Source organism: Kitasatospora sp. NPDC089509, from assembly GCF_044749365.1.
Taxonomy (GTDB): domain Bacteria; phylum Actinomycetota; class Actinomycetes; order Streptomycetales; family Streptomycetaceae; genus Kitasatospora.
In genome coordinates this window covers 697,087-716,192 of sequence record NZ_JBIVHS010000002.1, presented here as the reverse complement: position 1 = coordinate 716,192, position 19,106 = coordinate 697,087, and the positions used below count along the sequence as shown (strand labels likewise).

The window sequence follows — 19,106 nt, the reverse complement described above, 5'->3', positions numbered from 1 at the left end:
CCGGACGGCGGCGCACCTTCCGACCCGTACGGGTCCCGACCGGCCGCCCGGCGCCTCCCCGCTTCAGGCCCGTCGCGTGAACCGCTCCGCGCCCGCCCCGGCCAGCAGGCCTTCGGGAACCCGCCGCCCGTACGTCACCAGCAGCAGGTGCTGCGCCTGCCCCTCCACCGGCAGCGGGCCCTGCCCGTACGACCAGCCCGTGTCCGTCGCCCGCAGGCACACACCGTCCAGTCGGGCGCCGAAGAAGCGCAGGCTGCGGGCGGAGACCGCGCCCAGCAGGGCGGCGGCCCGCTGCAGCGGCAGGCGCGGCGGCAGGCCGAGGGCCACGGTGACGTCGAGGCCGTGGACGGCGTCGTGGGCGAGGGCCGCGATGCGGCCGCCGACCGGGGGCCGCCAGGGGTGATCGGCGTTCTCGGCCAGGGCGGCGGCGAGTTGGGGCTCGGTACGGGCGGCGGCCTCGCGGCGGGCGAGCCGGTCGGCCATCCGGTGGACCCTGCCCCCGGAGCGGACCAGCTCCCAGAGGGTCCGCGCGGTGGAGTACCGGAAGCCGGTGCCCATGTGCGCGACCACCTCGCGGACCCGCCACCCCTCGCACAGCGAGGGCGAGTTCCACTGCTCCGGGGTGAGGCCGGCGAACACCTCGGCGAGTTCCCGGCGTTCGGCCGCGATCTGCCCGCGGAGCCACTCGACGCCGTGTTCCCGCTGGTCGCGCTGTGTGCTGTTCATGCCCCCAGCCTGCGGCCGGGGTCCTCCGCCCGTCCAAGACCGGGATGTTCTGGCGCCTATGATCATCAGTTATGGAACTCCGGCAGCTCCAGTACTTCGTCACCGTCGCCCGGCACGGCAGCTTCACCCGCGCGGCGGAGCTGCTGCACCTGAGCCAGCCCGGAGTGAGCGCCCAGATCCGGCAGCTGGAGCGGGAGTTGGGGCACCAGCTGCTGGACCGCTCCGGCCGCACGGTGCGGCCGACCAGGGTCGGCGAGGCGGTGCTGCCGCACGCCCGGGCCGCGCTGGCCGCGGCTGCGGCCGCCCGGCGTGCGGCGCAGGAGTTCGACGGCCTGCGGCACGGCCGGGTGCGGCTCGGCACGGTGGCGGGCGCGGCACTCACCCCGCCGCCCGCGCTGGGCGTCTTCCCCGGACTGGCCACCGCCTTGGCCGCCTTCCGCCAGGAGTACCCCGGGATCGACTTCGCGCTGGCCGAGGACAGCACGGCCAGGATGCTCGGCGACCTGCGCGAGGGGCGGCTGGACCTCGCCGTGATCGGTCTGCCCGCCGCCGCCACCGGCCGGGAGAGCGACGACGGCTGGACGGCGCTGGCCGGGCTGGCCCTGCACCCCGTTCTGGAGGTGCCGCTGGTCGCGCTCTGCCCGGCGGACCATCCACTGGCCGCCACGGACGGCCCGCTGCCCGTCGCCGCGCTGGCCGGTCACGCACTGGTGAGCACGCCACCCGGCACCGGGCTGCGGACGGCACTGGAGCGAGCCCTCGACGAGGCGGGGGCGACCCCGACGGTGGCCGTCGAGGCCGCCGCGCCGCCGCAGCTGGCCGAACTCGCCGCACACGGACTGGGCGTGGCGGTGCTACCGGACCCCGGGGCCGCGCCCGGGCTGCTGGTCCGACGGCTGGTCGAACCCGTCCCCCGGGTGCGGATCGCGCTGGTCTGGTCGGCCGAGCGGCCGCCGGAGCCGCCGACGGCCGCCCTGCTGGAGCACCTGCGCGCCGCCTACCCGGGGCCCTGACCCACCCGTCGCGCCGCCCGGAGGCGGCCGGCTCGACAGCGGCTGCTCGACAGGGGCTACTCGACGACGGCTACCCGACGGCGGCCGCCCGGCCGTCGGCGAGGTGGAGCAGCGCGGCCGCGCCGTCGAGGGTCTCCGGGTCGAGCGGGAAGTAGCCCTGCCGCGGGGTGGTGTCGGTGCGGGTGCGGGCCGCACCCGGGACCGGTGGCGCCACCAACGTCCAGTCCCGGACGCCGGGTTGCAGCAGCGCCTCATAGGTGCCCGGCGCGGGTTCGGCGAGTCCGAGCGCTTCGCTGCGCCCGAGGCTGCCCGCCACGAAGGCGTAGCGCTCGCCCAGCAGGGAGCCGACGATGTGGCCGGCGCCGTTCCAGCCGCAGTCCAGCTCGCCCTGGGCCCAGGCGCTCGGGTTGCGCTGGAGGTGCCGGTTGTGGGCGAACACCAGGGTCGGCCCGCGCCGCTCCTCGACCGCCCGGACGGCGAGCAGGTTCTGCGCCATCAGGGCGTCCCGCATCCGGATCAGGCCGGAGATCCGGGCGCTCGCGCCCAGGCCCCGGACCGCCGACTGGGCGTGGTAGCGCAGCAGTCCGATCCCGGCCTGGAGGTGGACGCCGGCCCGGTGCCACTCGGCCTGTGCACCGGCCGCGATCAAGTCCGGTGCCCGTACGTAGAGTTGGTTGTGCAGGTCGTCGGCGATGCGGCGCAGCCGCTCGGCCTCGGGGGTGGCCCCGGGGGACTCCGCCGGGTCCAGGATCGCCTCCTCGCGCTCCCAGCGCTCGTCCGCGCCGGTCAAGTCGGCGATGTCGAGGTCGAGTTGCAGGTAGTCGCGGGCGTGTTCGAGGTAGCGGCGCGGGCTGGGGGCGGTGGTGTTCTCGGTCTGGGCGTCGAATCCGTGGAAGGCGAGTTGCTGCCCGGGGGCGCGGTCGCGGTTGTACGCGCGCATCCAGTCGAGGAGTCGGCGGTTGGCGGGGTGCGCGCCGAAGCCGTGCGAGAAGCCCTCGTCCAGGGCCGCGTCGAGGGTGCCCGCGCCGTGCCGGACGTAGTCGTCCACGGCGAGCGCGGCCACCCGGTCGGTCTCCAGGGCGATCGAACGGAAGCCCTGCTCGACGAGTTGGGCGAACAGCCGGTTGCGGACCAGCCCGAAGGCCGGTTCCTGGTGCGTCGGCTCGCCGAGCGCCAGCAGTTCGCAGGAGGGGGTACGGAAGTCTCGGATGTCCTGACTCATGGACCTCAAGCGTATCCTTGAAAGACCGGTTGAGACTTTTTCCCTCTCAGCCCGAGGAATCTTGCAAAGAGTCTCAAACCGGAGGTCACCGTCGTGCGACCCGCCGACCTCGCCCGCGAGCACGGCATCTCGACCCAGGCCGTGCGCAACTACGAGCGGGACGGCTTCCTCCCGCCGGCCGAGCGCACCCCCACCGGCTACCGGATCTACGCCGAGCCGCACGCCGCCGCCCTGCGGGCCTTCCTCGCCCTGGTGGCGGCGTTCGGGCACGCCACCGCGGGCCTGGTGATGACCGCCGTCCACGCCGACCGCCCGGACGAGGCGTTCACCGCCCTCGACCGGGGCCACGCCCAGTTGCTGCGCGACCGGGAGACGCTCGCCGCCGTCCGCCGGGCCGTCGACCACCTCACGGCGGAGCGGCCCGGCGAGTCGGCCGCCGTCCTGCCGACCCCGCCCGGCCCGCTCGGCATCGGCGATCTCGCCCACCGGCTCGCCGTCACCCCCGCCACCCTGCGCGCCTGGGAGGCCGCGGGCATCCTCGCCCCGGCCCGCGAGCGCCCCGGCGGCCACCGCTGCTACGGCCCGGAGGACATCCGGGACGCCGAACTCGCCCATCTGCTGCGGCGCGGCGGCTACCCGCTGGAGCAGATCGCGGCCGTGGTCCGCCAGGTCCGTACGGCGGGCGGGACGGCCGGTCTGGCCGAGGCCCTGGACGGCTGGCAGCGGCGGCTCACCGCCCGGGGCCGGGCGATGCTCACCGCGGCCGCCCGGCTCGACGCCTACCTGTCGCCCCCGCCGCCGGACGGCGCTCCGGCGACTGTCGGTCGACCGACCGCCGGTCGACCGACCGTCAGACGGTCCTGACCCGCAGGCCCCCAGCGGCCCCGGACTCGGACCGCCCCTCGCGGGGTCGGCGCACGTCAGCCGACCCGGCTCAGTCGGGAGTCGGTGGGGAGCGGAGCCGCACCCGGCAGTTCCTGCTCGGGCCGCTCGGGGCCGGCCAGCAGGATGGAGCGCTGCAGCCGGCGCAGTCCGGCAGACGGTTCCATGCCCAACTCCCGTACCAGGGTGTTGCGCAGGCGCTGGTAGGCCTCCAGTGCCTCGCCCCGGCGGCCGGAGCGGTGCAGGGCGATCATGTACTGGCCGTGCAGGCTCTCATGGGTGCGGTAGCGGTCGACCAGCACGGTCAGTTCGGCCAGCAGCACCCGGTGCCGGCCCAGCCGCAGGTCCGCCTCGATCCGCTGGTCCAGCGCGCAGAGCCGGGTCTCCTCCAACCGCTTGGCCTCCACGGCGAGTTGACCGCCGAGCGGCACGTCGGCGAGGGCCGGGCCGCGCCAGAGCGCCAGCGCCTCGCCCAACTGACGGGCGGCGAGCGGGAAGTCGCCGCCGTCCATGGCGCGGTAGCCGAGGCCCGCGAGCCGTTCGAAGTCCCGCAGGTCGACCTGGCCGTCACCGGTGTTCAGCCGGTAGCCGCCGGCCGAGGTGACCAGGACCTCCTTGGCACCGGGGCACTCCTTCCGAGCCGTCGACCGCCCCGGCACCGCCGCCCCATCCGTATCCGTTTCCGTATCCGTGTCCGCATCCGGGTCGTGGGCGAGCGCCCGGTCGATCAGGTCGCGCAGTTGCAACACATAGGTCTGCACGGTAGTGCGTGCGCTGCGCGGCGGGCGGCCGGACCACAGTTCCTCGGCCAGTGCCCCGGCCGGGACCACCTGGTCGGCGCGTAGGGCGAGCAGGGCGAGCACCTGCCGCGGTTTCGGGGCGGTCGGTACCACCGACACCCCGCAGATCTGGACCCCCAAGGACCCCAACACCCGGATCTCCATGACGACCACCCCAATCCAGACGGGATCGGCGACCCAGACGGCCACCGGCCGGGCGGGCGCCCCCCTGTTCACGGTCGGCAGGTCCGCTGTGGAGTCCGCCGGGCACCCAACACCCATCCAAAAACAGGACAGACGGTTTGTCAATACAAAACCGAACGCGCTGTTTGTTTTTAGACGGAGCGATCGGCCTCGGATCGGCGCACCGAACCACCCGACCTCAGGTCGACCTGGCGGCCGAGGCCGACGCTGGCTCGGGCACCGCGGCCGACTCCGCCTCCTGACGGGCCGCCAGCTCGGCGACCACCCGGCCGCCCCGGTCCACGCCCAGGTCCAGGGTGGCCAGCACGCCGGGGACGGCGATGCTCGGCATCAGGTGCTGGTAGAGCACCGCGACCCGGCGCTCCAGGTCGGCCCGGCCGGACATCTTCTGGGACTGGATCTGCACGCCCGTCCAAGCCCCGGTGACCAGCCAGGCCGTCTCGGCCGGCACCACGTGCGGCAGCAGTTCGCCGCGAGCTCCGGCCGCCGTCAGCACCGCCTCGGCCCGCTGGATCCAGCCGGGGGCGGCGCCTCCGCTGAGGTCGCCGAACACGTCCTGCCCCAGGGAGAGCCGCGCGCCCGCGCTCAACAGCGGGTCACGCGGCATGAGATGGGCGACCACCATGCCCATGTCCACGAACTCCTGGAGCTTGCAGTGTCGTTCGGGCAGGTCGTCCTGGCCGAACTGCTCCTCCACCACGCCCTGGGCGAGCTCCCGCTTGGACGCGAAGTGGAAGTACACCGCGCCGCGGGTCACCCCGGCACGCGCCACCACCTCGCCGATCGTCGCACCCTCGTACCCGTACTCGTCGAAGACCGAGGCCGCCGCCTCCAGGATCAGCCGCCGCGTCCGGACCGCCCGCTCCTGCCGTGCCATCGCAACCACCCCACCCGAAACGCTCGGCAAACAAAACCAAACACCCCGTATCTTACCCGCCGGCCAGCCGAACGACCCTGTCTTCCCAGGCCTCATGGAGCCGCCTTCGAGCGTGGAAAACCGCGTGGACGGTACGCGGCCGTCCGGTAACCATTGCCCGGACCGGAGCCCCCGGGAGCGGAACCCGCCCTCCGACTTCGCCTCAGGCCGCCCACCGGCGGTCCGCTTGTGATAATGCACGCGTCAATCACGATCCGCGGCATCCCCGCAGGTGAAAGGCAATGGATTGGCCAAGAAGGCCAATCAATCGGGCACGGACGAGCGCCACGGACGTTGACGCGGCCACGCTAGGCCGCCGACGAACCTTCGTCCTGGCTCCTTGAAAACCAAACCGGTAGGTACGTATCTTACGAGCCCTGAGCAGCCCACCCCGCCCGTACCGGCCCTTTGGAGCGCTCCCCATGACTCTGCTTGCCGACCGCACCCCTGCCCTGACCCCGGTCGCGACGACCTTCGGAACGGCCCCCGAGCCGCTCCGGCCGCTCGCCCTGGCACCCCGGCTGACCAGCACCGTTGCCAAGGAGTACGTCCACCGGGCCTGCCACGCCGAGGTCTTCATCACCGGTAGCGAGCCGCTCGGCGACACCGTCTTCGCCGTCACCGCCCAATGGCCGCGGGCCCACACCTTCTTCAGCACCCCGGACGGCACCCGGCACGACCCGATGCAGGCCGCCGAGACGATCCGGCAGGCCGGGCTCTACCTCGCCCACACCCGGTTCGGGGTCCCGCTCGACCACAAGTTCATGATGTGGAGCCTCGACTACGCCACCCGCGACCGCCAGCTGTTCATCGGCGCCACGCCCACCGACCTCACCATCGAGGCCAGACTCGTCCCCCAGCCACGCCGCACCCGCAGCACCGTCGACTTCACCTTCAGCGCCACCGTCCGCCGCGGCCCCTACCTGGCGGCCACCGGCAAGGCCCGCTTCACCACCGTCCCGGACTCCACCTACCGCCGACTGCGCGGCGCGCGCCCCGGGAACGGTTCGGCACCGTCCGCCCCCGTGACCGGCGAGCCGCTGCCGCCGGCCCGGGTCGGCCGACTCCGCCCCTGCGACGTCGTCCTGAGCCCGACCGGCACGGCCGACAGCTGGCACCTCACCCCCGACCTCCGGCACCCGATCCTGTTCGACCACGCCGGCGACCACGTCCCCGGGATGGTCCTGCTGGAGGCGGCCCGCCAGGCCGCCAACGCGCTCAGCGCCCCGGTCACCGTCACCCCGACCGCCGCCGCCACCACCTTCCACCGCTACGCCGAGCACGACGCGCCCACCACCATCACCGCCCGGCACACCCCCGGCGAGGAGCCGGACAGCCTGACCACCACCGTGACCGGACACCAGCACGGCGAGCCGATCTTCACCACCGTCCTCACCGGCCTCCCCGATCAGCGCTGACCCCGCCGAGCCGGCCCGCCCCCACCCGTTCCCGCCGGCCCGCCCCCGCACGACCCACCCGCTCGTCCGCCCACCCGGCCACCCCACCCGGCCCGACCGACCCGCACGGCCCGTCCGACCTTCCCGGTCGACGGGCCGTCGGCTTCACCGCCCACCAGCCGACACCTCCCCGGGACTGGCACCGGGCGAACACCTGCGCGAGGATGTCAGCCCTTGGATCCGCTGTTACCGGGAGTAAACAGTGAGTGAAGTCGCTTCGCACCAGCATGAATTGATCAGACTGACCGACCGTCCGGGCACCGACGACGCCCCCGGCCGGGACGGACGCAACGGCGGACGCAGCGTCCGGGTACGGGTCCTCGGACGGCACGCGCCGGGTTCCCTGCTCGGCCACGACTGGCTGGACTGCGAGATCACCGTCACCGCCGACTCGGTGCGCGGGCAGTTCGTCACGCTGGTCACCGAACGCCAACTCCGCAACTGGCAGGACGCCTTGGAACGGCTCGCGCTCGGATTCGCGGTCCGCTGGCTGGACGAGGAGCACGGACCGGAGCTACGGATCGAACCCGGACGGCCCGGCGGGCTCTGGGTGACCGTCTCCGACGCCGAGGAGTCCGGAGTCACCCTCCGGGTCGTGCTCTCCCCCGCGGCCGACTGGCTGGACCAGCAGCGCACCCTGCTCAAGCTCGTCCGGGACGCCTACCCGTCCGAGGTGGTCGAGATCGCCCCCGGCGTCCACGCCTGGCGCGACCGACCGGCCGTCGACCAGTTGCCCGAATGATCGTCAACTCTCTTTCACTGCAAGGGATTCCGTCCGGCCGAGCGAGCGGTCGGGGAGGACGAGCAGGAACAGCAGCGCCGCACCGCCGAGCATGAACAGCGCGAGGTGGTGCAACCCGCCCGTGGTGGCCCCGTGCGGGAAGAAGGCCGCGTTCGCGGCCGAGGCCGCCATCGCCCCGAGGTACATGAAGGTCCGCAACAGCCCGGCCGCGGCGGCGATGGCGGCCGGGTCGGCCTGGTGGTAGAGCGCGGTCTGGTTGGCGAGACCGATCAGCCCCTGCGGCACGCCCGCCAGCACCCCGAGCACGATCAGCAGCACCGGCGGACTGGTCGGCCCCGCCGCCAACAGGGCCGCGCAGGCCGCCATTTGGACCACCGCGCCGACCAGCAGCTTGCCGCGCACCGCCGGGCGGCGCCCGGTCAGGGCGGAGACCGTCAGGGCGCTGAGCGACAGCGGGAGCAGGACCAGCCCGGCGGAGGCGGCACTCAGGCCGCGCCCCTCCTCCAGCCACTGGGTGTAGCCGTAGAGGAAGGCGTAGGTCGCCGTGTAGCCGAGCACCTGGCGCAGATAGGTGGCGACGAGCGGCCGGTTGCGGGCGAGCGAGCGCAGGTCGATGAACGGACTGCGGGCCCTGCTCTCCCGGACCGCGAAGCCGACCCCGGCGGGCACGGCGAGCGCCAACAGGTACCAGTGCGCGGCGCTCGGCTCCATCACGAACAGCATCAGCGCCAGCAACAGGACCGCGAACAGGACGATCCCGGCCCGGTCCAGCCGTTCCCCGCCCTCGCGGCGCGGCGCCGCGGCGGGCAGCCGGGCCGCCCCGAGCACCACACAGGCCAGCGACAGCGGGATGTTGACGGCGAAGATCGCCCGCCAACCGCCCAGCCCGATCAGCACCCCGCCGAGCGTCGGCCCGACCACGGCGATGGTCTGGTTCGCGACCGCGAGCACGGTGAGCACCCCGGTCGGACTGCTCCGCCCGGTCCGCTCGGCCTCGCTGCGGGTCAGGTGCATCGCGGCCGGGTACGCGGCCGAGGTGCCGATCCCGAGCAGCACCCGGGCGACGATCAGCAGCCCCAGGCTCGGCGCCAGTACACCGACCAACCCGGCCAGACCGACCAGCGCCGTCCCGGCCAGGTACAGCCGGCGCGGGCCGTAGCCGTCCACCAGGCGCCCGATCACCGGCTGGCCGACGGCGGTGGCGAGGTAGAGCGCGCTCACCAGCCAGGCCGTCTCGGCGGGTGGGGCGCCGAAGGCGGCGCCGATGGGCACCAGGGCCACCGCGATCATCGAGGAGTTGATCGGGTTGAGCACCGAGCCCAGCACCATCGGGGCGAGCAGCCGCCGGTTGAACCCGCCTCCGCCGTCCGGCCCTGGCACGCCCTCCGACCCCGGCGCGGCGGTCGCCCCTGGCACGGCGGTCGGCCCCGGCGCTCCGGTGGCTTCCCGGCGACGGGGGCGGAGCCCCGCCAGCAGCGCCGACGGGACGGCTGTCGACACGCCGCTCACCGCCGGTTCAGCCGGTCGATCAGGGGCAGCGCCGCCAGCACGGTGGCGCGCTCGGCCTCGGTCAGGTCCTCCTGCAGCGCCCGGGCCAACCACTCCTCGCGGGCCCGTCGGCTGTCCGCGATCCAGGCCACCCCGGCCTCGCTCAGGTCGACCAACTGGCGGCGCCCGTCCTCGGGATCGGGCCGACGCGCGACCAACCCGTGCTCCTCCAGCCCGGCCAGCGTGGCCGCCATCGACTGCGGCCGGACCCGCTCCGCGGCGGCCAGCGCGCTCGCGGAGGCGGCGCCGTCCGTGATCAGGCGGTTGAGCACGGCGGTCTGCGAGGGAGTGAGGCCACTGGTGCCCTGCCCCTTCTCCTGGAGGGTCCGGCGCAGCCGACTAAAGACGGCGCGCAGCTCCCGGGCGGCGAGCGCGGCGGAGTCGGCAGTGTCAGCCACGTCGGCCAAGCCGGCGGAATCTATGGGGCCGATGGGGCCGGGTGCTTCCGGCCTGGCCGGGGTGGTTCGCTTCTCGGTCACCGTTCCACGGTAATTTCATCAGTCCAAACTGTCCAGTCTTGCTGTACATCTGGACCGGTACACCCATCGCCTCCACCCGCCCGGACGGCCCGGAATAATGGCGCCATGATCGACAAGCAGCTCCGCGTCGTCCTCGCCGAGGACTCGGTGATCCTCCGTGACGGAATGGTCGAGCTCCTCACCGCCCGCGGCTGCGCCGTGGTCGCCACCGCCGGTACGGCACCCGAACTGGTCGCCGCCGTGGCCGAGCACCGGCCCGACGTGGCCGTGGTGGACATCCGGATGCCGCCCACCCACACCGACGAGGGCATCCGGGCCGCCGTCGAGATCCGGACCGCCACGCCCGGGGTCGGCATCCTGGTGTTCTCCCAGCACCTGGAAACCGCCTGGGCGGCCCGGCTGCTGGCCGGCGGCGCGGCCGGCATCGGCTACCTGCTCAAGGAGCGGGTGGCCCGCACCTCCGAGTTCGTGGACGCGCTGCACCGGGTCGCCGACGGCGGCACGGCGCTCGACCCGGAGATCGTCAACGGGCTGATGCACGGCGGACGGCGCAACCGGGTGGACTCGCTCACCGCCCGCGAGCGCGAGGTGCTGGAGCTGATGGCCCAGGGCCACTCCAACCGCTCGATCGCCGGGCTGCTGGTGGTGTCGGAGCGGGCGGTGGAGAAGCACGTGGCGGCCGTGTTCACCAAGTTCGACCTGCCCGCGACGGACGCCGACAACCGACGGGTCAAGGCCGTACTGGCCTACCTCGCGGACACCGGGGCCTGAGCGGCGGAGGAGCGAGGGGCAGACGGGCCCACGGCCCACCGCCGCGCGGCCCGTGGAGCGTGGGCCGTGGGCCGTGGGCCGACCGGCGTCAGAGTCGGCTCGGCAGCTCCGCGGTGACCACCGTCGGACCACCGGGCGGGCTGTCCACCCGCAGCACTCCGTCCACCGCAGCCAGCCGCTCGGCCAGCCCCGCCAGCCCGGTGCCCGCGCCGATCACGGCGCCGCCGCGGCCGTCGTCCCGGACCGTCAGCCGGACCCGCCCGTCGACCGCACGGGCGGTCAACTCGGCCGTGCGCGCGCCGCTGTGCTTGGCCAGGTTGGTGAGCAGCTCGGCGGCGCAGAAGTAGACCGCGCGCTCGATCACCTCCGTCGGCCGCTCCCGCAGGTCCAGCCGCAACGTCACCGGCACGGGTGCGGTGGCGGTCAGCCCGGGCAGCGCCTCGGCCAGACCACCGTCCAGTGCCACCGGGTGGATGCCCCGGGTGAGCCGGCGCAGCCCGGTGATGGTGTCGTCGGTCTGCCCGCGCGCCCGGTCGACCAGGGTGCGCAGCCGCCGGACCTCGGGCCCCGGCGCAGCCCCAGCCGCCGCGGCGTCCGATCCGGGGGCGTCCGATCCGGGGGCGTCCAGCTCCCCGAGCGCGTCGTCCGCCAGCGACAGCGTGATGGCCAGCGCGACCAGTTGTGCCTGGGTGCCGTCGTGCAGGTCGCGTTCGAGCTGCCGCAGCCGGTCCGTGCTCTCGGCCAGCAAGGTGGCGCGGGCGAGCTCCAGTTCGCGCACCCGCTGCTGTGAGCGCACCGGGCCGAGCAGTGCCCGGGCCAGCGCGCGGTTGGCGCGGCTCAGGCCCCGCAGCACGGCCGGCGCGAGGGCCAGCACGGCGAGGCCGGCCGGCACCCCGGCGACGTCCAGCCAGTCGACCGGACGCGGGCCCGGCTCCAAGAGCCGTACCCAGAGCGGGAATCCGGCCAGCCACACGGCGCTGAGCGGCAGCCCGACCGCGGTCAGGAAGCCGAGTGCCCCGAGCGGCAGCCGCAGCAGGAGGTAGACCAGTGCCCGCCAGCCCACCGGATCGGTGAGCACCGCCCGCCCCCGGGCCAGCACTCCCGAGGGGCGCGCCAACGCCGGGGGTGCGGTGACCCGTTCGCCCAGCAGCCGCCCGACCAGCCACCGGTGCAGGCCTCCGAGCCGCCGGGCCCCGACCAGGGCGGCCACCACGAACGGCAGCCCCAGGACGGTCAGCGAGAGCAGCGCCCCCGCGTAGAGCGCCGCCACGGCATACACCCCGCCCAGCACTCCGAGCGGGAGGCCGAGGACGGCGAACGCCACCTCACCGCCCCGAACCGACAGCCCCCGTCGCCACCGAGTCACCACACGCCTCACCATTCACTGATCAACCGGCCCACCAGCATCCCCCAGTCGGCACCGGACCGCCGCACGCCCGGACCCTCCGTCAGCTCATCCCGCCACCTCTCATCCCCCACCTCTTCCACCCGGCTCGACCGTCCCGTCCCGTCGCGTCACCCCCGCTCCCCGCCCACCTCCTCCACCGCGCGCCCGCCGATCGCCCAGAGCCCCGTGCCCACGATCCCCGGCACCGTGAGCACCGCCGCGCCCGCCACCACCCAGCCGCAGGCCGCTCCCGGCACCACCGGCAGCACCGAGCCCGTGACCGCCCGGCTGAACGCCCCGCCCGCCGCACCCGCCACCGCCGCGCCGAGCAGCACGCCCACGGCCGTGGTCAGGGCCGCCTCGACGGAGAGCATCCGCAGCAGCTGCCGTCGGGTCGCCCCGACCAGCCGCAGCAGGGCGAACTCCCGGCGCCGCTCGGCGGTCAGCGCGATCAGGGTGTTGACCGTGGAGACCGCCGCGAAGCAGACCAGCAGGCCGAGTTCAGCCTGCCGCAGCCAGACGTCGCTGGCCTTGGTGACGCTGGTCGCGGCCCCGGTGGCCCGGGCCGCCTGCTCGGCGGTGCCGGTCATGGTCAGCAGGGTCGCCGCCAGGCCGACCAGCAGCGCGACCGGGACCACCGCCGAGGAGAGCCGGACCGCGTAGCCGCGCAGGTTGGCGTCCGCCAGCCAGCCGATCCGGGGCAGCAGCACCCGCAGCGGGGCGCCGAGCACGGCCGCCAGCAGCCGGGCCGCCACCGGCCCGAGCAGCGCGACCGCGACCAGCAGCACCACCGCGCCGAGCAGGGCCGCCTGCCCCGCCTTGTCCAGCTCCCCCGCCGACTGACCGGCGGCCAGCCGCAGCAGCAGACCCCCGCCGCCGAGCACCACCAGGCCGGCCAGCAGCCGGACCACGCCCGCCCGGCTCTGCCCGGCCGCGCTGTCGGTCAGCGCGGCGGCCGGGGCCGGCCGGGTGATCCGCCGGACGGTGAGCGCGCTGGCCGCCAGGCCGACCAGCAGCGCCACCCCGAGGGCGATCAGCACCGGCAGCGGCGCCAGGGGTATCCGCAGCCCGGGCCCGGCCATCCCGCGCGCCTGCAGCGCGGACAGGAAGGCCCGGGCGGCGAGCAGGCCCGCCGCGCCACCGGGGACGGCCGCCGCCAGGACGGTCGCCAGGACCTGGAGCCGCACCAGCCGCCGGATCTGGCGGGGCGTCGCCGCGACGGTGCGCAGCATGGCCAAGTCCCGGTGCTGCTGGCGCAGCGTGAAGCCGAGCGCGTTCACCACCACGAACAGCGCGACCAGGACGGCGATCTCACCGAACGCTCCCCCGATCACCGCCAGGCCGGGCCCGGCCGCCGCGCGCCGTTCGGCCGCCGGGGCCGTCAGCTGCGCGGCGATCAGGGAGCCGAACAGCGTCACCGCCGCCACCGCCAGGAACAGCGCCACCGCGAGCCCGGCGAAGGCTGCCGGTCGGCGCCGGATCTGACCGACCGCCAGGGTCGCCACGGAACCACGCATCGCCCTCACCCGCCCAACCGGCTGAGGCGCTCGCCCACCTGCGCCGCCGTCGGCCGGACCAGCTCGTCGACCAGCAGGCCGTCGGCCAGCAGCAGCACCCGGTCCGCGTAGCCCGCGGCGACCGGATCGTGGGTGACCATCACGCACGTCCGCCCGTCCTCGTCCACCCCCGCGCGCAGCAGGGCGAGGATGTCGTGCCCGGTCGCGCGGTCCAGCGCGCCGGTGGGCTCGTCGGCGAACAGCACCTCGGGCCGGGCGGCCAGCGCGCGGGCGATCGCCACCCGCTGCTGCTGCCCGCCGGAGAGCCGGCCGGGCCGGTCGTGCTCCCGCCCGGCCAGGCCGACCCGGGCGAGCGCCTCCCGCACCAGGGCCCGCTCCGGCGGGGCCCCGGCCAGCCGGCCGGGCAGTTCGACGTTCTGCGCGACCGTCATCGCGGGCATCAGGTTGAAGGCCTGGAAGACGAACCCGACCCTGGTGCGCCGCAGCTCCGCCAGCCGCCGCTCGGGCAGGCCGGACACCTCGGTGTCGCCCCAGCGGACGGTGCCCCGGCTGGGGCGGTCCATCCCGGCCAGGCAGTGCAGCAGGGTGGTCTTGCCCGAGCCCGAGGGCCCCATCACCGCCGTGAAGGTGCCCGGCGCGAAGGCCGCCGAGACCCCGCGCAGAGCCCGCACCGCGGCCGCGCCCCGCCCGTACTCGCGGTACAGCCCCTCGGCGGCGAGCACGGCGCCCGCCACCCCGTCGTGCGCCGCCCGAGCGGCGGCTGTCGTCATCCCGTTCATGCCCTCAATCCTGGGCATCCGGGGCAGGCGGCGCGATTGTGCTGGCCCCCCAATCCGGGGTTCGGAAAACCGAACCCCGCAGGTGGTACTAGGGCGTGTCTGACGATTCCCGCCGGGCGCGCGACGCCGGGGCACGCACCTCGCCGCGTTGTCGTCGGTCGCCAATGCTCCGCATGGACTCCCTCCTCCGCCTTGCGATGCACGCACCCCGACGCCGCGCGCTGATCCGACGCGAATCGTCAGACACGCCCCACCCCCGGGAGTCGGCAATCCCCTCCCGCCCGGGGGCCGGAGTGCGGAATCATGATCAGGTGACCATCGACCTACTGCCCGGCCACGGAGTCCGGCTGCCCGCCCCGCTGCCCGAACTGCGCTTCGGTCTCGACGAGGGCACGGTGCGCGCGCTGCTGGCCCCGCACGGCGACCTGCTGCCGGACGGGGTGCGCCCGGTCTTCGTCTGCGGCACCAGCTGGGCCCTGGGCTTCGCGCTCCCCGGGGTCGGCGTCACGCTCTCCGGCGGCGACGACGGCGGCCTGGAGGGGGTCTCGGTGGGCCGGAACCGGAACGACGACCGGCCGCCCGGCCCGGTCGGCTACCTCGGGATCGACGTGTTCGGATGGCCCGCCCACGAGCTGGCCGAGGCGCTGCGCGCCCTGGGCCCGCCGGTGCCCGACCCGGACCACGGCACCCTGCGGCACGGGCCGCTCCACCTCCACGCGAGCGCCGGCCGCCCCCCGCGCCCGGCCCCCGGCCGGAAGCCACGCCACCCGGTGCCCTACCACTTCGACTTCGCCTCCCTCCACCACCGCACCGACCCCGAGGCCACCCGATGACCCCGCAGCCGCACTCCGCGCACCCCGCGCCCGCGCACACCGGCACGGCGCAGCCGACCGGCACCGCCACCGGCCCGTACGACGCCGCCTTCCTCCCCCGGCTGGAGCTCTCCCCACGCCCGGCCGAACGGCCGATCAGCGAGCCGGTGCCCAAGCTCGGCGGCGAGCCCTGCTGGCTGGCCGAACCCGCCTGGCCGCTCTCCCCCGACACCGGCGAGCCCCTGGTGTTCATCGGCCAGTTCCCCGTCCCCGGCGCGGAGTTGCGGCTGGCCTACCTCTTCCTGGAGGAGGACGACCAGATCATGGGCGGCCTCGATCCGGAGGCCGGGGACGGCGTGCTGCTGGTCCAGCCCGGCGGCCGGATCCCGGCGGCCGCCGTCATCGGCCCGCCCGGCACCCGGGGTCGCACGCTCTGGCGCTGCGCACCCCGCAGCGACGACACCGTCCCGGTCGAGTTCCACCTCGACCTGCTGCCGCTGTCGGCCGAGCTCGACCGGTCGATGGACGAACGGGCCGCCCACCAGCGGTACCGGCGCGACGGGAGCCCGGAGGCCCCGTTCCCGGACGGCGACCGCGGGCCCGACCACCTCGGCGGCCTCCCGTCCTTCCCGAACGACCGGGCCAAGGTCCCCGCGCCCTGGCAGTACCTCTTCTCGCTCCGGGACGCCCCGGACGACGGCGATCCGTACTTCCTGAACTTCGGCTACGGCGTCGGCACCGGCTTCCTCAGTCCGGACGGCCTGGAGGGCCGCTTCTGCTGGGCCGCCGGGTAGCGCCCCCGACAACCCCGAGAATCCCTGAGAATCCCCGACAACGAACCCCACCCCCACCCGATCGGAGTTCACCATGACCACCACCCCCAACCCCCTCACCGTCGCCGTCCTGGGCCCGGGCGGCGTCGGCGGGCTGCTCGCCGGGCTGCTCGCGCGGGACGGCCACCGTGTCGTCTGCGTGGCCGGCGAGCGCACCGCCGCCGTCCTCAACCGGGACGGACTGCAGGTGCGCAGTGGCCGGTTCGGCGAGTTCACCGCCCGGGTCGAGGCCGTCGGCGAGTTGCGCGAGCCGGTCGACGTCCTCTTCGTGACCGTCAAGGAGACCGCGCTGGCCGACGCGCTCGACCGGGTGGAGCCGCGGGCCCTCGGCGCCGCCCTCGTGGTGCCGCTGCTCAACGGCCTGGACCACATGGCGCTGGTGCGCGAGCGCCTCCCCGCCGCCCGGGTGGTGGCCGGGACGATCCGGATCGAGGTCGCCCGGACCGCCCCGGGCCGGATCGAGCACAGCAGTCCGTTCGCGGCGATCGAACTCGCCGCCCCGGTCGAGGAGTTCGCCGAGCAGCTGCGGCACGCCGGGCCGGACGTCACCCTGCGCGAGGACGAGACCGCGATGCTCTGGAGCAAGCTCTCCTTCCTCGCCCCCTTCGCCCTGCTGACCACCCGGTACGCCGACGGGATCGGTGTGGTGCGCACCGAGCACCGCGCCGAACTCGTCGCCGCCCTGGACGAGATCGGCGCCGTGACCGGCGCGGTCGGTGCCCCGGCCGACGCACGGGCGCTGCTCGACGCCTTCGACCGGCTCCCCGGGGCGATGAAGTCCTCGATGCAGCGCGACGTCGAGGCGGGCCGGCCGACCGAGCTCGACGCCATCGGCGGCGCGGTGCTGCGGGCCGCCGCCGCACACTCCGTCCCCACCCCGACCCTGACCCGGCTGGTGCGCGAACTGTCCTAGCCCGCACCGCCGCTGGACCGCCTCGAACGCCCGCCGCCGAACTGCCACGTGAGTGGGCGACGGGCGTTCGAGGATCCGGTCCGGCGGACCGGGCGAGTACGCTTGCGGGACGGTCCGCCACAGGAGTAGAACTCCTCGGGTGACGTCAGCCGACCACCGCAGCGCTCCCGCCTGGAGCCATGTCGAGGAGTTCCTGCGCACCCACGAGGCCGACCGGATCCCGCACCCGGGCGGCACCCTGCTGGAGCACCTGGCCCGGGTGGCGGCCCTGCTGGCCGACTGGGGCACCGACTCCGCCGTCCAGGCGGCCGGGCTGTGCCACGCGGCCTACGGGACCGACGGGTTCGACGGCGCCCTGCTGGGCCTGGACGAGCGGGACGCCCTGGCCGAACTCGTCGGCGAGCGCGCGGAGGCGCTCGTCTACCTGTACGCGAGCTGCGGCCGCGCCGCCGTCTACCCTCGCCTGGGCCGGGACGGGGAGCCGCTGTTCCACGACCGGTTCACCGGGCGGGACCACACCCCGCCGGAGGAGGACCTGCGCGCCTTCCTCGCCATCACGGCCGCCAACGAGCTGGACGTGCTCACCCACAACGCCGAACTGGCCGCCCGCTACGGGCCCGGCCTGTACCGACTCCTCTCCCGCACCCGCGACCTGCTGCCGCCCGCCGCCTGGCTGGCGTGGCAGGCCCGGCCGGAGCTCCGCCCGGAAGTCCGGCCGGAACCCGGACAGGTCTCCGCAAAAGGAATCTGACGACCGGTCAATTGCCTGTCGTAAAAAGAACCTTTGCCGACCGTTCATTTGTCATGCCGGAACCACCGCACGAGGACCGCGCGTTCTCGACAGCGGGAGGGATACAGACATGACAAAGAAGCCGTACCGCCTGGCCGCCGCCACGATCGCCCTGTTCGTGGCGGCGCCCTTGTTCACCGCGTGCAAGAACGCCGACCAGGCCCTCGACTGCGGAAAGCGGGCGATCAGCCTCACCGGCGATGTCCAGGATCTCACCGACTCCGCGCTCAACGTCGGGCAGATCACCGACAAGAGTCGGCGCACACACACCGTCGACGCCCTGAAGAAGATCGTCGACGACATCAAGAAGATCCGCAAGGACGGCGACGGCAAGGTCGACGCGGCCGCCGACAAGCTGTCCAAGGCCGTCGACAACGCCCAGAACGCCGTCTCCAAGGGCAAGGAGCCCGACTTCGGGCCGATCAGCGAAGCCGCCGGCGAGCTGACCAAGGCCTGCGCCGGGTCCTGATCCAGCGCGGACCCGCCGGGAGCGCCGACCACCGGCGCTCCCGGCGGCACCCGGTACACCCGAGGCGCCCCGGCCTGTCGGCACCCCCCGGACGCCCCCGAGGCGATAGGAATGGGCACCGGACCGAACCCCACCCCGGAGGCACCGGTGACCCACCCGACCCTCGACCGGATCCAGCAGCTGCGCGCCGAGTTGGCGCCCGGCGACACCACCCCCGCACTGGTCACGGCGCTCGCCGACGGCACCGCCCCGCTCTCCGCGGTGGCCGAACTCGCCGCCCAGCAGCACCGGATCATCTCCTCCGACCGGCGCAGCCTGCTGCTGCTCGCCACCCGCTGCGCCGACCGCCCGCTCGGCGCCTGGTTCGCCACCCTCGCCGAGGGCGAGAGCGCCGCGCTGCGCACCCTGCCCGCCCTGGCCGCCGCCTGCGGCCTGGACGACCGGGCGGTGGCCGCCCGGGCGCCGCTGCCGGGCTGCCAGGCCTATCCGGCCTACCTCGCCTGGCTCGCGCTGAACGGCCGGCCGCCCGCCGCGGCCGTCGCCATGGTGGCCAACTTCGCGGCCTGGGGCGGCTATTGCGCCACCATCGGCCGGGCGCTGCGCCGGCGCCACGGCTTCTCCGACGAGGCCTGCGCGTTCTTCGACTTCTTCGCCCAGCCGTCGTCCGGGCTGGAGCAGCAGGCCGCCGACGCCCTCGGGCCGGAGCCGCTGGACGAACCCACCCTGGCCGCCGCCCGGGAGTACGGTCTGCTGCTCCAGGCCTACGAGCAGCTGTTCTGGCGCACCCTCACCGACTGAGTCGGACCGGGTCGCGACCGGGTGGCATCCGGGTCGCGACCCACTCAGGCCTGCCGGTGCGGCCCTTAC

20 protein-coding genes are annotated in these 19,106 nt (G+C 74.9%); 11 read left to right on the top strand and 9 right to left on the bottom strand.

Features of this window, described 5'->3' with window-relative positions; genetic code table 11:
• Positions 1-63: 63 nt before the first annotated feature.
• Positions 64-726, bottom strand: a complete 663-nt coding sequence (locus tag ACIP4P_RS06305) for a maleylpyruvate isomerase family mycothiol-dependent enzyme (RefSeq protein WP_400915296.1) — start codon at positions 724-726, stop codon at positions 64-66.
• 71 nt (positions 727-797) lie between these two features.
• On the opposite strand from ACIP4P_RS06305, the gene ACIP4P_RS06300 reads away from it, so the two are divergent.
• Positions 798-1,739, top strand: coding sequence for a LysR family transcriptional regulator (locus ACIP4P_RS06300; RefSeq protein ID WP_400915294.1), 942 nt, complete (start codon positions 798-800; stop codon positions 1,737-1,739).
• Between the two features lie 70 nt (positions 1,740-1,809).
• On the opposite strand, the gene ACIP4P_RS06295 is transcribed toward ACIP4P_RS06300, so the two are convergent.
• A complete protein-coding gene (locus ACIP4P_RS06295) occupies positions 1,810-2,961 on the bottom strand; it encodes an erythromycin esterase family protein (protein WP_400915292.1) in 1,152 nt (383 codons plus the stop codon).
• A 93-nt stretch (positions 2,962-3,054) separates the two neighbouring features.
• On the opposite strand from ACIP4P_RS06295, the gene ACIP4P_RS06290 reads away from it, so the two are divergent.
• A complete protein-coding gene (locus ACIP4P_RS06290) occupies positions 3,055-3,825 on the top strand; it encodes a TioE family transcriptional regulator (RefSeq protein ID WP_400915290.1) in 771 nt (256 codons plus the stop codon).
• A 56-nt stretch (positions 3,826-3,881) separates the two neighbouring features.
• Here the strand turns inward: ACIP4P_RS06290 and ACIP4P_RS06285 are convergent, their stop codons facing one another.
• Together ACIP4P_RS06285 and ACIP4P_RS06280 are read right to left on the bottom strand one after the other, a co-directional pair.
• A complete protein-coding gene (locus ACIP4P_RS06285; protein WP_400915289.1) occupies positions 3,882-4,787 on the bottom strand; it encodes a BTAD domain-containing putative transcriptional regulator in 906 nt (301 codons plus the stop codon).
• 217 nt (positions 4,788-5,004) lie between these two features.
• The gene (locus tag ACIP4P_RS06280; RefSeq protein WP_400915287.1) at positions 5,005-5,703 is read right to left on the bottom strand and encodes a ScbR family autoregulator-binding transcription factor; all 699 of its coding nucleotides are present in this window, start codon (positions 5,701-5,703) and stop codon (positions 5,005-5,007) included.
• A 461-nt stretch (positions 5,704-6,164) separates the two neighbouring features.
• On the opposite strand from ACIP4P_RS06280, the gene ACIP4P_RS06275 reads away from it, so the two are divergent.
• Both ACIP4P_RS06275 and ACIP4P_RS06270 read left to right on the top strand, forming a co-directional pair.
• Positions 6,165-7,160 (top strand): ScbA/BarX family gamma-butyrolactone biosynthesis protein, encoded by a 996-nt coding sequence (locus ACIP4P_RS06275; protein WP_400915285.1) that lies wholly within the window; start codon positions 6,165-6,167, stop codon positions 7,158-7,160.
• A gap of 271 nt (positions 7,161-7,431) precedes the next feature.
• Positions 7,432-7,941, top strand: a complete 510-nt coding sequence (locus ACIP4P_RS06270; protein ID WP_400915283.1) for a DUF5959 family protein — start codon at positions 7,432-7,434, stop codon at positions 7,939-7,941.
• Between the two features lie 3 nt (positions 7,942-7,944).
• Here the strand turns inward: ACIP4P_RS06270 and ACIP4P_RS06265 are convergent, their stop codons facing one another.
• Both ACIP4P_RS06265 and ACIP4P_RS06260 read right to left on the bottom strand, forming a co-directional pair.
• On the bottom strand, positions 7,945-9,270 hold the full coding sequence (locus tag ACIP4P_RS06265) for an MFS transporter (RefSeq protein WP_400915357.1): 1,326 nt from the start codon (positions 9,268-9,270) through the stop codon (positions 7,945-7,947).
• Between the two features lie 176 nt (positions 9,271-9,446).
• Complete coding sequence (locus ACIP4P_RS06260) at positions 9,447-9,887, bottom strand: MarR family winged helix-turn-helix transcriptional regulator (protein ID WP_400915281.1); 441 nt, start codon at positions 9,885-9,887, stop codon at positions 9,447-9,449.
• 186 nt (positions 9,888-10,073) lie between these two features.
• Here ACIP4P_RS06260 and ACIP4P_RS06255 point away from each other — a divergent pair, with 186 nt between their 5' ends.
• Positions 10,074-10,739: a response regulator transcription factor gene (locus ACIP4P_RS06255; protein WP_400915279.1), complete on the top strand. Its 666-nt coding sequence runs from the start codon at positions 10,074-10,076 to the stop codon at positions 10,737-10,739.
• 88 nt (positions 10,740-10,827) lie between these two features.
• On the opposite strand, the gene ACIP4P_RS06250 is transcribed toward ACIP4P_RS06255, so the two are convergent.
• The 3 genes from ACIP4P_RS06250 to ACIP4P_RS06240 all read right to left on the bottom strand — a co-directional run bounded on the left by ACIP4P_RS06250 (position 10,828) and on the right by ACIP4P_RS06240 (position 14,413).
• Complete coding sequence (locus tag ACIP4P_RS06250) at positions 10,828-12,063, bottom strand: sensor histidine kinase (RefSeq protein WP_400915277.1); 1,236 nt, start codon at positions 12,061-12,063, stop codon at positions 10,828-10,830.
• Between the two features lie 191 nt (positions 12,064-12,254).
• Complete coding sequence (locus ACIP4P_RS06245) at positions 12,255-13,643, bottom strand: FtsX-like permease family protein (RefSeq protein WP_400915275.1); 1,389 nt, start codon at positions 13,641-13,643, stop codon at positions 12,255-12,257.
• 5 nt (positions 13,644-13,648) lie between these two features.
• Complete coding sequence (locus ACIP4P_RS06240) at positions 13,649-14,413, bottom strand: ABC transporter ATP-binding protein (protein WP_400915356.1); 765 nt, start codon at positions 14,411-14,413, stop codon at positions 13,649-13,651.
• Positions 14,414-14,733: 320 nt separating this feature from the next.
• On the opposite strand from ACIP4P_RS06240, the gene ACIP4P_RS06235 reads away from it, so the two are divergent.
• From ACIP4P_RS06235 to ACIP4P_RS06210, 6 genes are all read left to right on the top strand, one after another.
• Positions 14,734-15,255, top strand: a complete 522-nt coding sequence (locus ACIP4P_RS06235) for a hypothetical protein (RefSeq protein ID WP_400915274.1) — start codon at positions 14,734-14,736, stop codon at positions 15,253-15,255.
• Positions 15,252-16,028, top strand: a complete 777-nt coding sequence (locus ACIP4P_RS06230) for a hypothetical protein (protein ID WP_400915272.1) — start codon at positions 15,252-15,254, stop codon at positions 16,026-16,028. The genes ACIP4P_RS06235 and ACIP4P_RS06230 overlap by 4 nt, the downstream gene beginning before the upstream one ends.
• A 73-nt stretch (positions 16,029-16,101) precedes the next feature.
• A complete protein-coding gene (locus ACIP4P_RS06225) occupies positions 16,102-16,980 on the top strand; it encodes a ketopantoate reductase family protein (protein WP_400915270.1) in 879 nt (292 codons plus the stop codon).
• A gap of 139 nt (positions 16,981-17,119) precedes the next feature.
• Positions 17,120-17,731 (top strand): DUF6817 domain-containing protein, encoded by a 612-nt coding sequence (locus tag ACIP4P_RS06220; RefSeq protein ID WP_400915268.1) that lies wholly within the window; start codon positions 17,120-17,122, stop codon positions 17,729-17,731.
• A 109-nt stretch (positions 17,732-17,840) separates the two neighbouring features.
• A complete protein-coding gene (locus ACIP4P_RS06215; protein ID WP_400915266.1) occupies positions 17,841-18,239 on the top strand; it encodes a hypothetical protein in 399 nt (132 codons plus the stop codon).
• Between the two features lie 111 nt (positions 18,240-18,350).
• Positions 18,351-19,037 carry a transcriptional regulator gene (locus tag ACIP4P_RS06210; RefSeq protein ID WP_400915264.1) on the top strand — a complete coding sequence of 229 codons (687 nt, stop codon included), beginning with the start codon at positions 18,351-18,353 and terminating at the stop codon, positions 19,035-19,037.
• The last annotated feature ends 69 nt before the right edge of the window (positions 19,038-19,106 follow it).

Coding starts and splice junctions, on each gene's coding strand:
- ACIP4P_RS06305 (WP_400915296.1), bottom strand. CDS start 726: ATGAACAGCACACAGCGCGACCAGCGGGAACACGGCGTCGAGTGGCTC.
- ACIP4P_RS06300 (WP_400915294.1), top strand. CDS start 798: ATGGAACTCCGGCAGCTCCAGTACTTCGTCACCGTCGCCCGGCACGGC.
- ACIP4P_RS06295 (WP_400915292.1), bottom strand. CDS start 2,961: ATGAGTCAGGACATCCGAGACTTCCGTACCCCCTCCTGCGAACTGCTG.
- ACIP4P_RS06285 (WP_400915289.1), bottom strand. CDS start 4,787: ATGGAGATCCGGGTGTTGGGGTCCTTGGGGGTCCAGATCTGCGGGGTG.
- ACIP4P_RS06280 (WP_400915287.1), bottom strand. CDS start 5,703: ATGGCACGGCAGGAGCGGGCGGTCCGGACGCGGCGGCTGATCCTGGAG.
- ACIP4P_RS06275 (WP_400915285.1), top strand. CDS start 6,165: ATGACTCTGCTTGCCGACCGCACCCCTGCCCTGACCCCGGTCGCGACG.
- ACIP4P_RS06265 (WP_400915357.1), bottom strand. CDS start 9,270: ATGGTGCTGGGCTCGGTGCTCAACCCGATCAACTCCTCGATGATCGCG.
- ACIP4P_RS06255 (WP_400915279.1), top strand. CDS start 10,074: ATGATCGACAAGCAGCTCCGCGTCGTCCTCGCCGAGGACTCGGTGATC.
- ACIP4P_RS06245 (WP_400915275.1), bottom strand. CDS start 13,643: ATGCGTGGTTCCGTGGCGACCCTGGCGGTCGGTCAGATCCGGCGCCGA.
- ACIP4P_RS06240 (WP_400915356.1), bottom strand. CDS start 14,413: ATGACGACAGCCGCCGCTCGGGCGGCGCACGACGGGGTGGCGGGCGCC.
- ACIP4P_RS06230 (WP_400915272.1), top strand. CDS start 15,252: ATGACCCCGCAGCCGCACTCCGCGCACCCCGCGCCCGCGCACACCGGC.
- ACIP4P_RS06225 (WP_400915270.1), top strand. CDS start 16,102: ATGACCACCACCCCCAACCCCCTCACCGTCGCCGTCCTGGGCCCGGGC.
- ACIP4P_RS06215 (WP_400915266.1), top strand. CDS start 17,841: ATGACAAAGAAGCCGTACCGCCTGGCCGCCGCCACGATCGCCCTGTTC.
- ACIP4P_RS06210 (WP_400915264.1), top strand. CDS start 18,351: ATGGGCACCGGACCGAACCCCACCCCGGAGGCACCGGTGACCCACCCG.